16 protein-coding genes are annotated in these 20,059 nt (G+C 70.3%); 3 read left to right on the forward strand and 13 right to left on the reverse strand.

Going from position 1 to position 20,059, the window contains the following annotated elements:
• Positions 1–24 precede the first annotated feature (24 nt).
• From pgi to uvrC, 12 genes are all read right to left on the reverse strand, one after another.
• Complete coding sequence (gene pgi, locus ACWGKQ_RS19930; RefSeq protein ID WP_453293241.1) at positions 25–1,677, reverse strand: glucose-6-phosphate isomerase; 1,653 nt, start codon at positions 1,675–1,677, stop codon at positions 25–27.
• 71 nt (positions 1,678–1,748) lie between these two features.
• Positions 1,749–2,942: an MFS transporter gene (locus ACWGKQ_RS19935; RefSeq protein WP_453293259.1), complete on the reverse strand. Its 1,194-nt coding sequence runs from the start codon at positions 2,940–2,942 to the stop codon at positions 1,749–1,751.
• A 197-nt stretch (positions 2,943–3,139) separates the two neighbouring features.
• Positions 3,140–3,475, reverse strand: a complete 336-nt coding sequence (locus ACWGKQ_RS19940) for an RNA polymerase-binding protein RbpA (protein ID WP_003976875.1) — start codon at positions 3,473–3,475, stop codon at positions 3,140–3,142.
• 210 nt (positions 3,476–3,685) lie between these two features.
• Positions 3,686–3,916, reverse strand: a complete 231-nt coding sequence (secG, locus tag ACWGKQ_RS19945) for a preprotein translocase subunit SecG (RefSeq protein ID WP_217544850.1) — start codon at positions 3,914–3,916, stop codon at positions 3,686–3,688.
• Positions 3,917–4,016: 100 nt separating this feature from the next.
• Positions 4,017–4,793 carry a triose-phosphate isomerase gene (gene tpiA / locus ACWGKQ_RS19950; RefSeq protein ID WP_453293242.1) on the reverse strand — a complete coding sequence of 259 codons (777 nt, stop codon included), beginning with the start codon at positions 4,791–4,793 and terminating at the stop codon, positions 4,017–4,019.
• Between the two features lie 7 nt (positions 4,794–4,800).
• Positions 4,801–6,012 (reverse strand): phosphoglycerate kinase, encoded by a 1,212-nt coding sequence (locus tag ACWGKQ_RS19955; RefSeq protein WP_453293243.1) that lies wholly within the window; start codon positions 6,010–6,012, stop codon positions 4,801–4,803.
• A 151-nt stretch (positions 6,013–6,163) separates the two neighbouring features.
• Positions 6,164–7,174: a type I glyceraldehyde-3-phosphate dehydrogenase gene (gene gap, locus ACWGKQ_RS19960; protein WP_217544289.1), complete on the reverse strand. Its 1,011-nt coding sequence runs from the start codon at positions 7,172–7,174 to the stop codon at positions 6,164–6,166.
• 274 nt (positions 7,175–7,448) lie between these two features.
• A complete protein-coding gene (locus tag ACWGKQ_RS19965; RefSeq protein ID WP_453293244.1) occupies positions 7,449–10,403 on the reverse strand; it encodes a M14 family zinc carboxypeptidase in 2,955 nt (984 codons plus the stop codon).
• 168 nt (positions 10,404–10,571) lie between these two features.
• Positions 10,572–11,561 carry a DNA-binding protein WhiA gene (gene whiA, locus ACWGKQ_RS19970; protein WP_089100932.1) on the reverse strand — a complete coding sequence of 330 codons (990 nt, stop codon included), beginning with the start codon at positions 11,559–11,561 and terminating at the stop codon, positions 10,572–10,574.
• Complete coding sequence (locus ACWGKQ_RS19975) at positions 11,552–12,619, reverse strand: gluconeogenesis factor YvcK family protein (protein WP_453293245.1); 1,068 nt, start codon at positions 12,617–12,619, stop codon at positions 11,552–11,554. Before ACWGKQ_RS19975 ends, whiA begins: the two co-directional genes overlap by 10 nt.
• The gene (rapZ, locus tag ACWGKQ_RS19980) at positions 12,616–13,668 is read right to left on the reverse strand and encodes an RNase adapter RapZ (RefSeq protein WP_453293246.1); all 1,053 of its coding nucleotides are present in this window, start codon (positions 13,666–13,668) and stop codon (positions 12,616–12,618) included. Before rapZ ends, ACWGKQ_RS19975 begins: the two co-directional genes overlap by 4 nt.
• Complete coding sequence (uvrC, locus tag ACWGKQ_RS19985) at positions 13,665–15,821, reverse strand: excinuclease ABC subunit UvrC (RefSeq protein ID WP_453293247.1); 2,157 nt, start codon at positions 15,819–15,821, stop codon at positions 13,665–13,667. The genes rapZ and uvrC overlap by 4 nt, the downstream gene beginning before the upstream one ends.
• A 460-nt stretch (positions 15,822–16,281) precedes the next feature.
• On the opposite strand from uvrC, the gene ACWGKQ_RS19990 reads away from it, so the two are divergent.
• A complete protein-coding gene (locus ACWGKQ_RS19990; RefSeq protein WP_453293248.1) occupies positions 16,282–17,229 on the forward strand; it encodes a hypothetical protein in 948 nt (315 codons plus the stop codon).
• Positions 17,230–17,255: 26 nt separating this feature from the next.
• On the opposite strand, the gene ACWGKQ_RS19995 is transcribed toward ACWGKQ_RS19990, so the two are convergent.
• The gene (locus ACWGKQ_RS19995; RefSeq protein WP_453293249.1) at positions 17,256–17,687 is read right to left on the reverse strand and encodes a Rieske (2Fe-2S) protein; all 432 of its coding nucleotides are present in this window, start codon (positions 17,685–17,687) and stop codon (positions 17,256–17,258) included.
• Positions 17,688–17,922: 235 nt separating this feature from the next.
• Between ACWGKQ_RS19995 and ACWGKQ_RS20000 the strand changes: the two genes are divergently transcribed.
• Together ACWGKQ_RS20000 and ACWGKQ_RS20005 are read left to right on the forward strand one after the other, a co-directional pair.
• Positions 17,923–19,053 carry a LacI family DNA-binding transcriptional regulator gene (locus tag ACWGKQ_RS20000; protein ID WP_453293250.1) on the forward strand — a complete coding sequence of 377 codons (1,131 nt, stop codon included), beginning with the start codon at positions 17,923–17,925 and terminating at the stop codon, positions 19,051–19,053.
• Complete coding sequence (locus ACWGKQ_RS20005) at positions 19,050–19,961, forward strand: carbohydrate kinase family protein (protein WP_453293251.1); 912 nt, start codon at positions 19,050–19,052, stop codon at positions 19,959–19,961. Before ACWGKQ_RS20000 ends, ACWGKQ_RS20005 begins: the two co-directional genes overlap by 4 nt.
• The last annotated feature ends 98 nt before the right edge of the window (positions 19,962–20,059 follow it).

Genomic DNA, 20,059 nt, shown 5'->3' on the forward strand with positions numbered 1-20,059 from the left:
GTACGGGTTCTTTCATGACCGGGTCTAACGCCCGCGCAGCTCCCGGTACTTGGTCACCAGTGCCTTCGTCGAGGCGTCCAGGCCCGGTACCTCGGCGCCCTCCGTCAGGGCCGGCTCGATGCGCTTGGCGAGGACCTTGCCCAGCTCCACGCCCCACTGGTCGAAGGAGTCGATGTTCCAGACGGCGCCCTGGGTGAACACCTTGTGTTCGTACAACGCCACCAGCTGGCCCAGAACCGAGGGGGTGAGTTCCTTCGCGAGGACGGTCGTCGTGGGGTGGTTGCCCTTGAAGGTGCGGTGCGCGACCTGCTCCTCGGGGACGCCCTCCGCGCGGACCTCGTCCGCGGTCTTGCCGAAGGCCAGCGCCTGCGTCTGCGCGAAGAAGTTCGCCATCAGCAGGTCGTGCTGCGCCTTGAGTTCACCGCTCAGCTCGGCGACCGGCTCGGCGAAGCCGATGAAGTCCGCCGGGATCAGCTTGGTGCCCTGGTGGATCAACTGGTAGTACGCGTGCTGGCCGTTGGTGCCCGGCGTGCCCCAGACGACCGGTCCGGTCTGCCAGTCGGTCTCCTTGCCGTCGCGCGCCACGTACTTGCCGTTGGACTCCATGTCCAGCTGCTGGAGGTAGGCGGTGAACTTGGAGAGGTAGTGCGAGTACGGCAGCACCGCGTGCGACTGGGCGTCGTGGAAGTTGCCGTACCAGACGCCCAGCAGGCCAAGGAGCAGGGGGACGTTGGACTCGGCGGGGGCGGTGCGGAAGTGCTCGTCGACCAGGTGGAAGCCGTCCAGCATCTCGCGGAAGCGGTCCGGGCCGATGGCGATCATCAGGGAGAGGCCGATGGCGGAGTCGTAGGAGTAGCGGCCGCCGACCCAGTCCCAGAACTCGAACATGTTGGCCGTGTCGATGCCGAAGTCCGACACCTTCTCGGCGTTCGTGGACAGGGCCACGAAGTGCTTGGCGACCGCTTCCTGACCGGCCTTCAGCTCGGTGAGGAGCCAGTTGCGGGCGGAGGTCGCGTTGGTGATCGTCTCGATGGTGGTGAACGTCTTGGAGGCGATGATGAAGAGGGTCTCCGCCGCGTCCAGGTCGCGGGTGGCCTCGTGCAGGTCGGCGCCGTCGACGTTGGAGACGAAGCGGACCGTGAGGTCGCGGTCGGTGAAGCTGCGCAGCACCTCGTAGGCCATCGCCGGGCCGAGGTCGGAGCCGCCGATGCCGATGTTGATCACGTTCCTGATGCGCTTGCCGGTGTGGCCGGTCCAGGCGCCGGAGCGGACGCGGCCGGCGAAGTCGGCCATCTTGTCCAGGACCGCGTGCACCTGCGGCACCACGTTCTCGCCGTCGACCTCGATCACCGCGTCGCGCGGGGCGCGCAGGGCGGTGTGCAGCACCGCGCGGTTCTCGGTGACGTTGATCTTCTCGCCGCGGAACATGGCGTCCCGCAGCCCGAAGACGTCGGTGGCGGCGGCCAGCTCCCGCAGCAGCCGCAGCGTCTCGTCGTTGACCAGGTGCTTCGAGTAGTCGATGTGGAGGTCGCCGACCTGGAGGGTGTAGCCCGTGCCGCGTCCCGGATCGGCGTCGAACAGGTCCCGCAGCCGGGTGTCGGCGAGCTCCTCCCGGTGCTTGGCGAGCGCGGTCCACTCGGGCGTCTGGTTGAGCCTGGTACGGCCGTCTGCGTTCATTCCGACTTCAGCCTTCTTCCTTGCACCTGTCCTGTTGCGTGCCTGTGCCGCTGCCGTTCCAACCTAGTTGATCAGCTCGGGGCACGGCCTGCCGTCGCGCTGTCCCGCGGCGCAACAACAGGTACGTCCGGCTGGCGCACCGGTATCAACGAGGTGACGGCCAGGCCGAAGAGGACGGCGGCCAGCAGCGCTGGGCCGTTCAGGCCGTAGGCTCCCGCGACGGCCCCGCCGAGGAGGGCGCCGAGCGGCGCGCCGGACGTGGAGGAGGTGCGGAAGGCGGAGGCCATCCGGCCGGTCATCGACTCGGGCGCGCGTTGCTGCATCAGCGTGACCTGGTTGACGTTCCACACCATGTTCATCGCGCCGAGCAGGAGCATGCCGGTGACGAGGGCGCCGAGGTGCCGGACGGTGCCGATGAGCAGCAGGGCCGATGTCTGGACCGTCCCGGCGACCAGCAGGGCCCGTACCCGGCCGGTGCGGCGGGCGATGCGCTGGGCGAGGAAGCCACCGGTGATGCTGCCGGCCGAGTAGGCGGTCATGGCGGCCGCGTAACCCGCGGTTCCGGCGTGCAGCCAGCGGGTCACGTGCAGCACCAGGGTGGCGATGAGGGCGCCCATGCCGATGTTGCAGAGCAGCGTGGCCACGCAGACCGCCCGCAGGGCGCGGTCCTGCCACAGGGCGCGCAGGCCCTCGCCGATCTCCGTACGCAGGGTGCTGCCGGCCGGGCGTGGCGCCCGCTCGGGCGGCCGTATCCGCAGGGAGGCGACCAGGGCCGCGGCCGCCAGGTAGGTGCTCGCGTCGGCCGCGAAGGGCATGAACGCGCCGGCCGTCAGGAGCAGCGGCACGAGCGGGGCCCCGAGCAGCCCGCCGGCGATCTGCTGGCCGGTCATCAGCCGGGCGTTGGCCCCGCCCAGGGCGTGCCGGTCCACCAGCGAGGGCAGCAGGGCCGTGGAGGCGTTGTCGAAGAGCGTCTGCAGGGTGGTGAGCGCGAAGGCGAGCAGGAGCAGCAGCGGGACCGAGGCGTGACCGAGTGCCACCACGAGCGCGAAGGCGGCGACGAGCAGCCCTCGTACCGTGTCCACCGCCCACATGGCACGCCGCTGGTCCACCCGGTCCGCGACGGCACCGCCGAGCAGCCCGAACAGCAGCCACGGCACATAGCCGCAGGCGGTGACCGAGGCGATGGCGAGCGGATCCTCGGTCAGGCGCGCGGCCAGCAGGGGCAGCGCGGAGGTCCGTAACGCGTCCCCGAACCGGGAGACCACGGCGGCCGTCCACAGCCGCCCGAATCCCCCGCGCCATGCGGGTACCCCCTCGCCCACCGTCACCGCCGCCCCCTCGCGATTCGCCGATGCACAAACCGTAGAGGGCACCACTGACAACGGGCCGGACGCGGACCCGGACCCGGCCGTGGAGACAGCTCCGGCCAGGCACCTTGTGGGCACCCGGCCGGCGTCAACTTCTAGATCTCGCCCCGCAGTTTGGCGAGCGCCTCGGCGAGGATCGCCTCGCCGTCCGCGTCGCTGCGCCGCTCCCGTACGTACGCGAGGTGCGTCTTGTACGGCTCGGTGCGCGGCGGGTCCGGCGGGTTGTCCCGGTCCTGACCGGCCGGGAAGCCACAGCGCGGGCAGTCCCAGGTCTCGGGCACCTGCGCGTCGCTGGCGAAGCTCGGCTGCGTCTCGTGCCCGTTGGAGCACCAGAAGGAGATGCGCAGACGGGGCGCGGACTCACCGCGCTCGGCCTCGCCCATCGGCCCCGCCCCGACCCGGCTACCTCGGATCGCGTTGCCACTTGCCACGGTCGTAACTCCCTGCGTGATGGTGCCGCGAAGCGAGTCGGCGTGTCGCTTCGTTGCGAGCGCCTCAGTCTACGTAAGGCCCAACGCGCGTCCAGTGGCGGGAGTTACCACCTCCGCACCTAGACGCAAGCCCCATGATAGGCCGCGCTCAGGTGCGCGTACCGAACATGGGGCCTTACGTATGGATTGTGCGTGTGTGCGAGTCGCGGATCAGCTGTTCGTCTTCATCAGGAGGCCGAGGACCACGATGCACGCGAACCACAGCAGACCGATGATCAGTGTGATCCGGTCCAGGTTCCGCTCGGCGACCGAGGAGCCGCCGACGGAGGACTGCATGCCGCCACCGAACATGTCGGAGAGGCCGCCGCCCTTGCCCTTGTGCATCAGCACCAGCAGCATCAGCAGCAGGCTGAAGACGATCAGGGCGATCGAGAACCCCAAAACCACGGCTGGACCAACTTCCTCGGATACGGATGGACTGCGGGGCACAGCGACAGAGCTGTGCCCCGCAAGGGTACGACGGATCCCGCTTACCGCATACTCACTGATCGCGGAAGCGTACGATCTTGACGAATTCATCGGCGTCCAGCGAGGCACCGCCGACCAGGGCGCCGTCGATGTCGGCCTGCGCCATGATCTCGGCGACGTTGCCGGCCTTGACGGAGCCGCCGTACTGGATGCGGACCTGGTCGGCCAGCTCCTGGCTGTACAGCTCGGCGAGCTTGGCGCGGATCGCGGCGCAGACCTCCTGGGCGTCCGCGGCGCCGCAGACCTTGCCGGTGCCGATGGCCCACACGGGCTCGTAGGCGATCACGACGGTCTCGGCCTGCTCGGCCGGGATGTCCTTGAGACCGCCCTCGACCTGGGCGAGGGTGTGGGCGACGTGGTTGCCCGCCTCGCGGACCTCCAGCTCCTCGCCGACGCACAGGATCGGGGTCAGACCGTGCTTGTAGGCGGCCTTGACCTTGGCGTTCACGATGTCGTCGGTCTCGGCGTGGTACTGGCGGCGCTCGGAGTGGCCGATGACCACGTACGTGCACTTCAGCTTGGCCAGCATGGGGCCGGAGATCTCGCCGGTGTAGGCACCGGAGTCGTGGGCCGAGAGGTCCTGGGCACCGTACTTGATCTTGAGCTTGTCGCCGTCGACCAGGGTCTGCACGGAGCGCAGGTCGGTGAAGGGCGGCAGGACGGCGACCTCGACGGCCTCGTAGTCCTTGTCGGCCAGGGCGAAGGCGAGCTTCTGGACGTGCGCGATGGCCTCGAGGTGGTTGAGGTTCATCTTCCAGTTGCCCGCCATGATCGGCGTGCGAGTGGTCATAGCGGGGTCAGTCCTCCAGTGCGGCGAGGCCGGGGAGCGTCTTGCCCTCGAGGTATTCGAGGGAGGCGCCGCCACCGGTCGAGATGTGTCCGAACGCGTTCTCGTCGAAGCCGAGGATGCGTACGGCGGCTGCGGAGTCCCCGCCGCCGACGACGGTGAAGCCCTTGGACTCGACGAGGGCCTGGGCGACCGCCCGGGTGCCCTCGGCGTAGTCGGGGTGCTCGAAGACGCCCATGGGGCCGTTCCAGAAGACGGTGGCCGCGTCGGCGAGCTTCGAGGCGTACAGCTTGCCGGTCTCCGGGCCGATGTCCAGGCCCATCTGCCCGGCCGGCATGGCGTCCGCGGGGACCGTGCTGGGATTGGTGGGAGCCTTGGCCGACAGGTCCGGGAACTCGGCGGAGACCAGGGTGTCGACCGGCAGGACGATCTCGACGCCGGTCTTCTCGGCGCGCTCCAGGTACTCGGTGACGGTCGCGAGCTGGTCCTCCTGGAGGAGGGAGCTGCCGACCTCGTAGCCCTTGGCCTTCAGGAAGGTATAGACCATGCCGCCGCCGATCAGGATGCGGTCGGCCTTGCCGAGCAGCTGGTCGATGACGGCGAGCTTGTCGGAGACCTTGGCGCCGCCGAGCACGACCACGTAGGGGCGCTTGACGTCCTCGGTGAGCTTCTTCAGAACGCCGACCTCGGTGGCGATGAGGTAGCCGGCGTAGTGCGGCAGCCGGGCCGGGAGGTCGTAGACGGAGGCGTGCTTGCGGTGCACGGCGCCGAAGCCGTCACCGACGTAGACGTCCGCGAGGGCGGCCAGCCGGTCGGCGAACTCGGCGCGCTCGGTGTCGTCCTTGGAGGTCTCGCCGGCGTTGAAGCGCAGGTTCTCGATGACCGCGACCTGGCCGGGCTGCAGGCCGTTCACCGCGTCGTGGGCGGCGGGGCCGACGGTGTCCTGGGCGAACGCGACCGGGGCGCCGAGCAGTTCACCGAGCCGCTCGGCGGCCTGGAGCAGGGAGAACTTGGGGTCCGGAGCACCCTTGGGGCGGCCCAGGTGGGAGGCGACGACCACCTTGGCGCCCGCGTCGGCCAGGGCCTTGACGGTGGGCAGGACGGCACGGATACGGCCGTCGTCGGTGATGAGACCGTCGGCCATCGGCACGTTGAGGTCGGCGCGGACGAAGACCCGCTTGCCGTCGACCCCTTCGGCGAGGAGTTCGTCGATCGTCTTCATGGTTGGGGACTCCTACAGGAGGGCTCTTGATCGTACGAGGACTGATCGAACCGTATGCGGCCGGGTCGATCCTTACGCGCGTCAGGGCCCGGGCGGCGCGACCGTGCGCTGCCCGAGCCCTGCTACCGCATCGAGATGCCTGTTCGGCCGATCAGAGCTGGTTGCCGACGAAGACCGTGAGGTCGACGAGGCGGTTCGAGTAGCCCCACTCGTTGTCGTACCAGCCGAGGATCTTCACCGTGTTGCCCTCCTGGACCATGGTCAGGGAGGAGTCGAAGGTGCAGGAGGCCGGGTCGCCGACGATGTCCGAGGAGACGATCTCGTCCTCGGTGTACGCCAGGTAGCCCTTCAGGTCGCCGTCGTCGGCGGCCTTCTTGAACGCGGCGTTGACCTCGTCCTTGGTGACCTCGCGCTGCAACGTCACGACCAGGTCGGTGGCGGAGCCGGTCGGGACCGGGACGCGCATGGCGATGCCGTCCAGCTTGCCCTTGAGCTGCGGGAGGACCAGCGCGGTGGCCTTGGCGGCACCCGTGGTGGTCGGGATGATGTTCTCGGCGGCGGCACGCGCGCGACGCAGGTCCTTGTGCGGGAAGTCCAGGATGCGCTGGTCGTTGGTGTACGCGTGCACCGTCGTCATCAGGCCCTTGACGATGCCGAAGTTCTCGTCGAGGACCTTCGCCATCGGCGCCACACAGTTGGTGGTGCAGGAGGCGTTGGAGATGACGTGGTGGTTCGCCGGGTCGTACTTGTCCTGGTTGACGCCCATCACGATGGTGATGTCCTCGTTCTTGGCCGGAGCCGAGATGAGGACCTTCTTGGCGCCGCCGGCGATGTGCTTGGCGGCGTCCTCCTTGTTGGTGAAGATGCCGGTCGACTCGATGACGATGTCGACGCCCAGGTCGCCCCACGGGATGTCGGCGGGGTTGCGCTCGGACAGCACCTTGATGGTGTGGCCGTCGACGGTGATCGTGTCGGCGGTGTGCGACACCTCGGCCTTGAGGCGCCCGAGGATCGTGTCGTACTTCAGCAGGTGCGCGGTGGTCGCGGTGTCACCCAGGTCATTGACAGCCACGATCTCGATGTCAGCGCCCTGCTCCAGCAGCGCGCGGAAGTAGTTGCGACCGATACGACCGAAGCCGTTGATGCCTACGCGGATCGTCACGAACCGATCTCCTCGTTGGTACGCCGGCCATGCGGTGCCGGCGAGCTGTATTTGGGATGTCCCCGACCACCCATGACCCTACCTCCCTGAGGCTCCCGCGGTGACATCCAGATCCCCCATACACGGCGAGGCGGCCCGTACCCGCCAGTAGGGGTACGGACCACCTCGGATCGGAGGTCGTATCAAACCGTTTTGACACGAAATGCCGATCAATTTTTACCGCGCTTTCACTCGTTCGTGAGCGGGTCGGCTCACATGTCGAGTGCCGTCGGCGTCAATTGTCGAGTGCTGTCAACGCCTTCTTCACCAGAGCGGCACGATCGGCGGCGGAACTGACCTGTTCCAGGCCGAAACCGAGCAGCACGGTGCGGTCGGTGGTGACGGCTCCGTACGTCTTGAACAGCGCACCGGTCCGCTCCCAGTCCTTGAGGACGGCCGGGCTGCCCGCGGGCGGTCCGGTGACGCTCCAGGGGCCCAGGGAGGACTCGAAGCCCTCGGTCTCGGTGGCGTTGCCGCCGACCACGAGCGAGGCGTCGTCGACGAGGACGCCGTGCCCGCCGGTGCCCGGGTCGGTGATGTAGGTGATGGAGACCTCGACGGACTTCCCCGCGTAGGCGCTCAGGTCGAAGCTCACCGGCTGCCAGCCCGCCGAACTGCCGGTGAAGCTGTTCCAGGAGCCGCTGGTGCCGCTCGCGGTGCACTGGTCGTCCGCGATGGTCAGGTAGTGCTTGAGCCACGGGTGCTCGGCGATCAGGAAGCCCGCCCCGCACTCGCTCGGTACGGCGCTGCTGGTGGCGCCGCCCTTCTCGGGCAGGGTCGTCCAGTCGTCGGCGCCGACGACGTGCGCCTCGACGACCGCGTGGTCGTAGCCGGGTTCGGTGTCCCACAGCAGCCTGGCGCTGAGCGTCGGCTGCTCGGACGCGGTGACACCGCTGAGGTCGATGGTGCGGGTGAGGCGCTTGTAGGCGTCATCGGTGTGGACGGCCGCGGCCATGTACGACCCGGAGTACGGCCCGTACGGGTTGACGGTCCCGGTGAACTGGCCGGCGCCCGCGCTGGCGAACTGGGGGTAGGTGCCGGGCGAGAGCTCGTCGGAGGTGACGGCGTAGGTACCGGCCTTGTCGAGCGGGTTGGCGGAGGTGCCGCTCAGGGGCCCGCTGAAGCCGTCCAGGGTGCCGGAGCCGGTGAAGCCGGTGGCTCCGGGCGTCGACGTACGGGAGTAGGCGCCCAGGTAGTACTGGCTGAAGTCGTCCGACGGGGTGCCGTCGGCGAGTTTGACGCTGCCGCCGGCCAGTTCGCCCGCCTCGACCAGCTTGCCGCCCTCGTTGAGGTAGGCGCGCAGCTGGAGCTGGGTGTCGTTGCCGGGACCCGCGGTGCCGGAGTAGTGGACGACGGTCTTGAAGTGCCCCAGCACGCCCAGCGCGTCGGGTGCGCCCTGGGTGGCGACGTCCCAGACGACCGCCTTGTGCCCGGCCGCCTTCAGCGCGTCGACGTAGGTCTGCGCCTGGGTGGCCTTGGTGCCCTCCTCGGCGACCACCAGGGTGTCCGCCCTGGGCCGCTCGGCGACGGTGTACGTGAAGTGCGAGCTGGAGACCTTCTTGCCGCTCTTCGTCTCCCCGGTGAACCACACCTCGACCTTGTCGCCCGGGTCGCCGTCCTTCACCTTGGCCCGGTACTCGTCGAAGTAGAGGTTGTCGTCACCGCCGTAGGTCTCGCCGCCCTTCCAGGCCTTGAGTGCCATGTCCCGTGTGCGGCCGCCGTTGACGCGGTACTTGAGCTCCTTGTCGCGGATCGCCTTGCGGACGACGACGGAGACCTTCTGGTCGGCGCCGCGCGAGTACGACGTGGAGAACGTCGCGGGGGTGAAGTCGGCGGCGCTCAGGCCGACCGAGGAGACCGGCTGGTCGGGGTGGGCGGCGGTCTCGGCGACGGAGAGCGCGAAGGGGATGTTCTTCTCGAACTCGTCCTGGATCAGCTTCTCGTCGTCCGGGAAGTTGAAGACCGACTGGCAGTCGGCGGCATTCCAGGCGTCGTTCGGGTCGATGTTCGAGGCCGTCTGGCAGGTCGACATCTCGGGGGTGAACATCGCCATGCCGTTGACGTTCGACGCGTGGCCGTCCGCCTCGCCGTTGGTGGTGTACAGCTCCGAGGAGACCTGCGAGTGGTAGCCGGGGATCGCGGGGTTGTCCGGGGTGCCGGCGAGCGCCTTGTAGAGGACGTCGTCCGGGGTCGGGGTCGCCACCTGCCAGCCGACGCCGTAGAGGAGGAGTTCGGCGGCGGAGTGGTAGTTGATGCCGTACGTGAACCCGATCCGCTTCTCGAAGTCGTCCAGCGCCCTGGTCTCGGGCTCGGACTCGGGGCTCGCGCCGCGGTAGGTCTCGCTGGTGGGGTTGGGGGACGAGCCCTCGTCGTCGTAGCCCCACTTGTAACCGAAGTTGCGGTTGAGGTCGACGCCGTCACCCGCGCTGATGACACCGTCGCCGTTGACGTCCCGCAGGTTCTTGCGCCACAGGCGGGTGTCGGAGTTCTGGAAGGTGTAGTCGTAGCCGTCCGGGTTGGCGGACAGCACGAACCACAGCTCGGTGGAGTCGACGATCTTCTTGATGCGCTTGTTCGTGCTGTAGTTGTCCAGGTAGTAGTGCATCAGCCGGCGGGTCATCTCCGGCGTGATCCACTCGCGGGCGTGCTGGTTGGACACGTACAGCACGGAGGGCTTGGAGCCGTCCTTCGACTTCTTCGCACCCTTGGTCAGTTTGAGCGCGAGGATGTCCTGCCCGTCGACCGTCTTGCCGATGGACTCGACCTTGGTGAGACCGGGGTTGGCCTGTGCGGTCGCGAGGATCTCCTGTTCGAGCCCGCCGGTGCCGCTGTAGGGGCGGAACACGCCCTGCGAGGCGCCCGCCACCCGCGCCTCGGCCTTGGCCGACACCGTGTGCTCGGTGAGGTCCACGCCCTGCTTCGCCAGCTTCTTCGCCTGCTGGTCGGTGAGGTACAGCTCGACTTCCGTCTTCCCGGATCCGGTGACCTGGTCGCCGAGTTCATTGCCGTCCTGCCCGGCTTCGAGCAGGAGGGGAATCTGTTTCTTGGTGACGTCGGCGTGGAAGACCTTGACCTGGTCGGGGTCGGGTTTCGGGGAACTCCCGGTCTGCGCCTGCGCCATGGGTGCGAGTGCGGCTCCGCCGAGCAGGAGCGCGCCGACAGCGAGGATCGATCTCGCTCTGTGTCTCATGTACCCCCCTAGCAGTGGTCCGCCACGGCGGCGAACCCATGCCAGGCTCATGACACTTCATGATCCAGTCAAGGGCGACTCACGGACAGTTCACGGTGTCTTAAAAGAGATGCAAACGCCGGTGCCGACGACCGTCGGGGCCGTCGGCACCGGTGCGGTGACGGTGCCTCAGCCTGCGAGGTTGTCGGCCAGCTCCTCGGAGAGGTTGGCCTCGGTGCCCGGGATACCCAGATCGGACGCACGCTTGTCGGCCATCGCGAGCAGACGGCGGATCCGGCCGGCGACGGCGTCCTTGGTGAGCGGCGGGTCGGCGAGCGCGCCCAGCTCCTCCAGCGAGGCCTGCTTGTGCTCCATGCGCAGCCGGCCGGCCGCCGCGAGGTGCTCGGGAACCTCGTCGGCGAGGATCTCCAGGGCGCGCTGGACCCTGGCTCCGGCGGCCACGGCCGCACGGGCGGAGCGGCGCAGATTGGCGTCGTCGAAGTTGGCGAGGCGGTTCGCGGTGGCGCGGACCTCGCGGCGCATCCGGCGCTCCTCCCAGGCCAGCACCGACTCGTGCGCGCCGAGGCGGGTCAGCAGCGCGCCGATCGCGTCACCGTCACGGACGACCACCCGGTCCACCCCGCGCACCTCACGGGCCTTCGCGGCGATGGACAGCCGCCGGGCGGCGCCGACCAGCGCGAGCGCGGCCTCCGGGCCCGGGCAGGTCACCTCCAGGGAGGAGGAACGGCCGGGCTCGGTCAGCGAGCCGTGCGCCAGGAAGGCGCCGCGCCAGGCCGCCTCGGCGTCACAGGTGGCCCCGGAGACGACCTGCGGGGGCAGGCCCCGGATCGGCCTGCCCCGGCCGTCCACCAGGCCGGTCTGGCGGGCCAGCTGGTCGCCGCCCGCCACCACCCGCACGACGTACCGCGAGCCGCGGCGCAGCCCGCCGGGTGCCATCACGATCAGCTCGGAGCTGTGCCCGAAGATCTCCAGGATGTCCCGCTTGAGGCGCCGGGCCGCCATCGCGGTGTCCAGCTCCGCCTCGATCACGATGCGCCCGCTCACCAGGTGGAGGCCGCCCGCGAACCGCAGAATGGCGGAGACCTCCGCCTTCCGGCAGCAGGTCCGGGTGACGGGTAGCCGGGAGATCTCGTCCTTCACCGCTGCCGTCATCGCCATGGGCCGATCCTTCCATGCATCCGAAAAATACGGTCGTACGCGGCGGCCAACAGCTCCGGGTCATGCCGGGGTGAACCGTCGGTCCGGGCCACGGGGCCCAGCTCGACCGCGGCTCCCAGCCGCTTGGCGGCCTCGGTGAGCGAGTCGCGGTCGGGCACGGCGGCCTCGTCGGCCAGCACCACGTCCAGGGCGAGTTTAGGGGCGTGTCGCCCCAAAACCTCCAAATGACGCTGCGGAGAGAAGCCCTCGGTTTCTCCCGGCTGCGGTGCCAGGTTCAGCGACAGGACCTTACGGGCCTTGGTCTCGGTGAGCGCGTCGAGCAGATCGGGCACCAGCAGGTGCGGGATCACCGACGAGAACCACGATCCCGGGCCGAGCACCACCCAGTCCGCGTCCAGCACGGCCGCGACCGCCTCCGGCACGGCCGGCGGGTCGTGCGGCACCAGGTGCACGGACTGCACCTCGCCGGGCGTGAGCGCCACGGTGGCCTGCCCCCGGACGATGTCCACCTCCTCGGGCCGCTCCGGGTCGTGCCCCTTGACCAGGGCCTGCAGCTCCAGCGGCACCGCGGACATCGGCAGCACGCGGCCGTGCGCGCCGAGCAGCCTGCCGACCAGGTCCAGGGCCTGCACATGGTCGCCGAGCTGCTCCCACAGGGCGACGATCAGCAGATTGCCGACCGCGTGCTCGTGCAGGTCGCCCTTGGACTGGAAGCGGTGCTGGATGACCCGGGCCCAGGTCTGGCCCCAGTCGTCGTCACCGCACAGGGCGGCGAGGGCCTTGCGCAGATCACCCGGGGGAAGGACGCCCAGCTCGTCACGGAGGCGTCCGCTGGAGCCGCCGTCGTCGGCCACGGTGACGACGGCGGTGAGGTCGCCGGTGATCCGGCGCAGGGCGGCGAGCGAGGCGGACAGCCCCATACCGCCGCCCAGGGCGACCACCTTGGGCTGGGTGCCGCGGCGGCGCGGCCGGGCACCGCGGGCCTCGACGGGACGGCCCGCGCGGGACTCGGGCACCACCCGGCGCAGCCGGCTCAGCCGTGGACTGCGCTCGGTCACTCGCGCCCCATGTCCCGGTGCACGACTACGGTCTCCACTCCTTCGGCGGCCAGGCGGGCGGCGAGCTTCTCGGACACGGCGACCGAGCGGTGCTTGCCGCCCGTGCAGCCGATGGCGATCGTCACGTAGCGCTTGCCCTCCCGCCGGTACCCGGTCGCGATCAGCCGCAGCAGCTCGGCGTACCGGTCGAGGAACTCCTTGGCGCCCGGCTGGTTGAAGACGTACGCCGACACCTCCTCGTTGAGACCGGTGTACGGGCGCAGCTCCGGCACCCAGTGCGGGTTCGGCAGGAACCGCATGTCGGCGACCAGGTCGGCGTCGACCGGCAGGCCGTACTTGAAGCCGAACGACATCACGGTCGCCCGCAGCTCGGGCTCCTCCTCACCGGCGAACTGGGCGTCCATCTTGGCGCGCAGCTCGTGCACGTTGAGGCTGGAGGTGTCGATCACCAGGTCGGCGTCGCCGCGCAGCTCGCGCAGCAGCTCCCGCTCGGCGGCGATGCCGTCGACGATCCGGCCGTCGCCCTGGAGGGGGTGCGGGCGGCGCACCGACTCGAAGCGGCGGACCAGGGCGTCGTCGGAGGACTCCAGGAAGACGATCCTGCGCGTGACGCTCCGGCTGTCGAGGTCGGCGAGGGACTCGCGCAGGTTGTCGAAGAAGCGCCGGCCGCGCACGTCGACCACGACCGCGATCCGTGCCACGTTGCCCTGGGAGCGGGCGCCCAGCTCGACCATGGTGGGGATGAGGGCCGGCGGGAGGTTGTCCACGACGAACCAGCCGAGGTCCTCCAGACACTTCGCCGCCGTCGAACGGCCGGCTCCCGACATACCGGAGATGATCACCAGCTCGGGAATGGCCGCCTCGGGCACTCCGGCCGCAGTGACGTCCGTACTCACTTCTGCTCCGTTTTCCTGAACCGCTGCCGCTGTCGCTTCCGCTTCCTGCGGCTGATCCTGACGGGCCTCGTTGTGCGTTTCCTGAGGCTCGCCCTGCGTTTCGCTGAACGCCGGATCTCGCTGTGCTGTGGGTCGTGCGTCGCGCTCGGTCATCTCTCCTGGCCCCGTCGATCGTCCGGGGCGCCCGCGGGTACGGGCTCCCCCGAGGCGTCCGCCGTCGTCTCGGGCGCCTCGTCTTCCCTGTCATCCATGATCTCTCCGGTCGCCGTGTTCACGGCGGGTGCGGCCGGGGCCGCCTGGGCGAGGGCCACGGCGATGGTCTCGGCCGTCTTGCGGCCTATCCCGGGCACTTCCTGGATCTGCTCGATTGTGGCGGACCGCAGCTTCTTCACCGAGCCGAAATGCTTGATCAACGCCTGTTTGCGGGTTTCGCCGAGGCCCGGTACGTCATCCAGGGGGCCGGCGCGGAAGCGCTTGGCCCGCTTGGTGCGCTGGTAGGTGATGGCGAAGCGGTGCGCCTCGTCACGGACGCGCTGGAGGAGGTAGAGGCCCTCGCTGGTGCGGGGCAGCACCACGGGGTCGTCGTCCTCCGGCAGCCAGACCTCTTCGAGGCGCTTGGCGAGGCCGCAGACGGCGATGTCGTCGATACCGAGCTCGTCGAGCGCCCGCTTGGCGGCGGCGACCTGCGGCCGGCCGCCGTCGACGACCACGAGCTGGGGCGGGTAGGCGAACTTCTTGGGACGGCCGTCCTCGTCCTTGAAACCGTTGACCTGGCCGGTGTCGGGGTCGGTTCCGGTTCCGGTTTCAGTTCCGATTCCGGTTCCGGTCTGGGCTTGGGAGGGTGTGGGGGTGCCGGAGGCCGAGAGGGCGTCTTCGGCGCCGTCCTCCGCCCACTCGCCGGTCCGCTCCTTCTCGGCGAGGTAGCGGCGGAAGCGGCGGGTGATCACCTCGTGCATGGAGCGCACGTCGTCCTGGCCGGCGAAGCCCTTGATCTGGAAGCGGCGGTACTCGCTCTTGCGCTGGAGGCCGTCCTCGAAGACGACCATCGAGGCCACCACGTCGTCGCCCTGGAGATGCGAGATGTCGTAGCACTCGATCCGCAGCGGGGCGCTGTCCAGCTCCAGGGCGTCGGCGATCTCCTCCAGCGCGCGCGAGCGGGTGGTGAGGTCGGAGGCGCGTTTGGTCTTGTGCAGGGCGAGCGACTGCTGGGCGTTGCGCTGCACGGTCTCCATCAGGGCCTTCTTGTCGCCGCGCTGCGGGATGCGCAGCGAGACGTTCGACCCGCGACGGCCGGTGAGCCACTCCTGGACCGGCTCGACCGGCTCGGGCAGCGCCGGGACCAGCACCTCCTTGGGGACGGCGTCCCCGGTCTCCTCGCCGTAGAGCTGCTGGAGGGCGTGCTCGACGAGGGCGCCCGTGGTGACGTCCTCCACCTTGTCCGTCACCCAGCCGCGCTGCCCGCGCACGCGTCCGCCGCGCACGTGGAAGATCTGCACGGCCGCCTCCAGCTCGTCCTCCGCGACGGCGATGAGGTCGGCGTCGGTCGCGTCGGCGAGCACGACCGCGCTCTTCTCCATGGCCTTCTTCAGGGCCCCGATGTCGTCGCGCAGCCGGGCGGCCCGCTCGTACTCCATCTCCTCGGCGGCCTCCGTCATCTGCTTCTCCAGACGGCGGAGGTAGGTGCCGGTGCGGCCGGCCATGAAGTCACAGAACTCCTCGGCCAGTTCGCCGTGCTCCTCCGGGGAGATCCGGCCGACGCAGGGGGCCGAGCACTTGCCGATGTAGCCGAGCAGACAGGGGCGGCCGGTGCGGGCGGCGTTCTTGAACACCCCGGCCGAGCAGGTACGCACCGGGAACACGCGCAGCAGCAGGTCGACGGTGTCCCGGATCGCCCACGCGTGGCCGTACGGCCCGAAGTAGCGCACGCCCTTCTTCTTGTGACCGCGCATCACCTGGACCCGCGGGAACTCCTCGTTCATCGTCACCGCGAGGTACGGGTAGCTCTTGTCGTCGCGGTACTTCACGTTGAACCGGGGGTCGTACTCCTTGATCCAGGAGTACTCCAGCTGGAGCGCCTCGACCTCCGTGGACACCACGGTCCACTCCACCGACGTCGCGGTGGTGACCATCGTCCGGGTGCGGGGGTGCAGGCTCGCCAGGTCCTGGAAGTAGTTCGCCAGGCGCTGGCGCAGGCTCTTCGCCTTTCCGACGTAGATCACCCTGCGGTGCTCGTCACGGAACCTGTACACCCCGGGAGAGTCGGGGATCTGTCCCGGCTTGGGGCGGTAGCTGGAGGGGTCGGCCATGTCTCACACCCTACTGGCGAGCACCGACACCGCGACGAGCCTGTGGACAACCGTGCACGGGACGGTCGGGCCGCTGCCGCCGTGGGAAGCGGGTTCCGCACCTACGGGCAGGCGCGCGGAGCCGCCGGGCCGGTCGTGACGGATCTTGCGCGGCTTCCTCCCCAAATCGGCGCCTTCCCCACGAGCGATCCCCGTCCTGCTGGCCGACGGCACCACCACCGCGCCCGCACGATTCCGCCGGTCACGGGGTCGCGCCTCGGCCAGGTGAGCGCTCCCGACCGGCCGAAGGTGTTGTCGGGGCTTGGTCAACACGCTTCAATGCGGGGGAACTCGGGGCCGTGAGCGACGGCCTGCGGACGCGGCGTGCCCACGTGCCGCCGCCCCGGCACCGACGGGGTGGCCCCGAACCGCGTCAACGGCCTGACCAGCCGTTGAACCCCCCAACAGAAAGGCCCTCTGCATGCGGCACGGCACACAGCACGCGGACGTCGCCACCGCGGAACTGGATTCGGCGCTGCGCGGCGGCCCCTTCCACGTGGCCCTGCGCGCCGCGATCGCCGCCCGGGGGCTGCCGCTCCAGCGCGTACAGCACCATCTGTCGCGCTACGGCGTCAAAGTGGGCGTCACCAGCCTGAGCTACTGGCAGCAGGGCGCCCGCCGCCCCCAGCGCCCGGAGTCGCTGCGGGCCGTCCGCGCACTGGAGGAGATACTCCAGCTCCCGGACGAGTCCCTGATCCGGCTGCTCGCCGAGACCGACCAGGGTCCTGCCGTGCGCCGCCCCGCCACCCGCTCGTACCGCTCGCTGATCGAGGCCTGTGACGTCCTGGACCGGTTGCAGGCCGACCTCGGCTGGTCCCTCGACGGCGGCCTGCACACCCTGGGGCACCACGAACGGGTACGGATCGGCGCCCACCGTGAACTGGCCGCCCGCGAGTCCCAGCACATCGTGCGCGCCCACCGGGACGGCGTCGACCGTTTCGTGGCCGTCCACCACGGCGACCCCGGCTGCGCCCCGCAGCACATGACCGTGCACGCACTGGAGAACTGCCGCGCGGGACGCGTCCGTTCGGACCGGGAGACCGGCCTGCTCGTCGCCGAACTCCTCTTCGACACCCGTCTGCGCTCCGGCGACACCTTCCTGTTCCGCTACGCCGTCGAGGACGGCACGGCCGGTGTCTCACGCGAGTACGTCCGCACTTTTGGCTTTCCCGGCGGCCAGTACACCCTTCAGGTGCGTTTCGCCGCCGACGCGCTGCCGACCCGCTGCCACCGGTTCGCCCAGCACTCGACGGCGGCCCCGCGCAGCGGCCGGCAGACCCTGCCGCTGAGCGGGCTGCACCGCTCCGTCCACCTGGTCGAGCCCCGGGTACGGCCGGGCCTGCTGGGGATCGGCTGGGACTGGGAGTGAGCCGGCGCTGAGCCCCGCCCTTCGGATCAGGCGCCGGGTCCCGCCACGATCCGGCCGTTCGCGGTCTTCACCGGCAGTTCGGTCAGCGGCTCGGTGGCGGGCGACCGCACCACCTTCCCGGTCAGGGCGTCGAACTCGCTGCCGTGGCAGGGGCAGACCAGTGTCGTGCCCTGGAGCTTGTTGATCGGGCACCCCGCGTGCGTGCAGATCGTGCTGTACGCCTTCAGGACACCGTCGGCGGACCGGCCGACGACCACGTTGTGCTCCCGGTAGAGCTGGGCACCGCCCTTGGTGACCTCGCTCTCGGCTCCGAGGTCTACCGGCGCGGTAGGCGTGGCCTCCGCGCCGGCCGCACCGCCGCCGGGTGCCTTGCAGGCGGCCGCCCCCAGTCCGGCGACCGATGTGACGGCCGCACCGCGCAGGACGGTACGGCGACTCGCGGAGGAACGGGCGGTCACAAGGGGCTCCTGGTGGATCGGGGCGGTGCGGGACGACCCTACCTGGGCGGATCGTCCCGCTTCGGGGCGGGGGTTCCGGTGCCGAGCACTCACCGGATGGGACGTAAACGCTTACGCAAGCGTTTACGCGGCCATGTCGAATGGGGTAGCTTCCCAGCCGAAGGGCCCCACGGCAGCAGCCCCAGCGGGACGCCAGGAGCCCATGACCGGGGCGGGAAGCGGCGAAGGGAGCCCCATGCCCACCATGGCCGACGTCGCCCGGAGCGCCGGTGTCTCCGTAGCGACCGTCTCCCATGTGCTCAACGAGACGCGTCCGGTGCTGCCTCACACCCGTCAGGCCGTGCTCGACGCCATCGAGGAACTGGGCTACACGCCCAACACCCTCGCCCGCTCCCTGGTGACCTCCCGCACCCGCTCCATCGGGCTCGCGGTGTCGGCGATCAGCAACCCCTACTTCACGGAGATCCTCCAGGGCGTCGAGGCCGCCGCTCTGGAGCAGGGTTACAGCCTGCTCATCGCCGACCCGCACGACGACCCCGAGCACGAACGGAAGGTCGTCCAGCTCCTCCATGAACGCCGCGTCGACGGACTGATCGTCGCCCCTTCCGCCGACCCCCGCGCGCTCCTCGACTACCTCGGCCGTCACGCCGTACCGACCGTCCTCCTCGACCGGGTCATCGGCGGCCGCGCGGACACCGCCCCGCCCTTCGACCAGGTCTGCGCCGAGAACACCGAGCCGACGGCTCAGCTCGTCACCCACCTCGCAGGTCTCGGGCACCGCCGGATCGGCCTGGTCGCAGGGCTGCCCGGACTGAGCACCACCGGTGAGCGGATCACCGGCTACCGGCAGGGACTGGCCACGGCCGGGCTGCCCCTCGACGACAGCCTGATCGTCCCCGGCAACTCCGAATCCGCGGGCGCCGAGCGGGCCACCGCCGCTCTGCTGTCGCTCGCGGCCCCGCCCACGGCACTCGTCACCGCCAACAACGCGATGACCATCGGTGCCCTGCGGACCCTGCGCGCGCAGGGCCTCTCCGTACCGGACGACATCGCCCTGTGCTGCTTCGACGACTTCGCCTGGGCCGACCTCTTCTCGCCCCGGCTCACCGCCGTGGCCCAGCCCAGCAGGGAGCTCGGCGCCGAGGCGGTCCGGGTGCTCCTCGAACGGCTGGCCTCACCCGAGCGGCCCGCCCGGACCGTACGGCTCCCGTGCGCCTTCGTGCACCGGACGTCGTGCGGATGCCGGGAGGAGAGCGGGGAGGCGCCGGCAGCCGCGCCGGCCCCGCGGTCCGAGCACCCCAGGCACTCCGAGAACCCCGAGTATCCCGAGAACCCCGAGCACCCCGAGAAAGGAACCCTCTCGTGATCGTCGTCGCCGGTGAAGCACTGATCGACCTGGTACCGCAGGGCCCGGGCGCCCTCGCGGCCCTGCAACCTGCGCTGGGCGGCGGTCCGTACAACACGGCCGTGGCTCTCGGCCGCCTCGGCTCCCCCACCGCGTTCTGCTCCCGGGCCTCCGACGACGCCTACGGCGGGGCCCTGCTGGACGGGCTGCGGCGGGCGGGTGTGGACATCTCCCTCGTGGAGCGCGGCCCGGAACCGACCACCCTCGCGGCCGCCACGATCGACCCGCAGGGCTCCGCCTCCTACTCCTTCTATGTCGAGGGCACCGCCGACCGTCTGTTCACCGCTCCCGCCGGCCTCCCCGCCGCGACCCGCGCCGTCTCCTTCGGCACGCTCTCGCTCGTCCTGGAACCGGGGGCGAGCGCCTACGAGGAGCTGATGCGCGAGGCGGCCGGGCAGGGCCTGTTCACCGCGCTCGACCCGAACATCCGGGCGGGTCTGATCGCGGACCCGGACGCCTACCGGGCGCGCTTCAAGAGCTGGCTGCCCTCAGTGACTCTCCTGAAGCTCTCGGAGGAGGACGCGCTGTGGCTGGGCGGCACCCCGCGCGAATGGCTGACGGCGGGCCCCTCGGCCGTGGTGATCACGCACGGCGGTGACGGGCTCAGCGCCTTCACCCGCGACGGCACCGTATACGCCGTCCCGGGTGAGGAGGTCGCCGTCGTGGACACGATCGGCGCCGGTGACACGGTGAACGCGGCTTTGCTGCACGGTCTGGCGGCCCAGGACGCACTGTCCGCCGAGGCGCTCCTGGGACTGGGCGCCGACGACTGGACGAGGCTGCTGCGATTCGCGGCGCGGGCCGCCGCGATCACTTGCTCACGGGCGGGTGCGGAACCGCCGTACGCCGCCGAACTCGGGGACCTTTGAGAGAGCGTTCTCGCTGTTGAGGAGTCAAGGTCCGTCGTGGCCGCGGAGATCGGGCGGCTGATGGTGGAACGAGCGGTGCCCCGCGGGGAGTTCCCGCG

This window comes from Streptomyces sp. NPDC054770, from assembly GCF_053611985.1.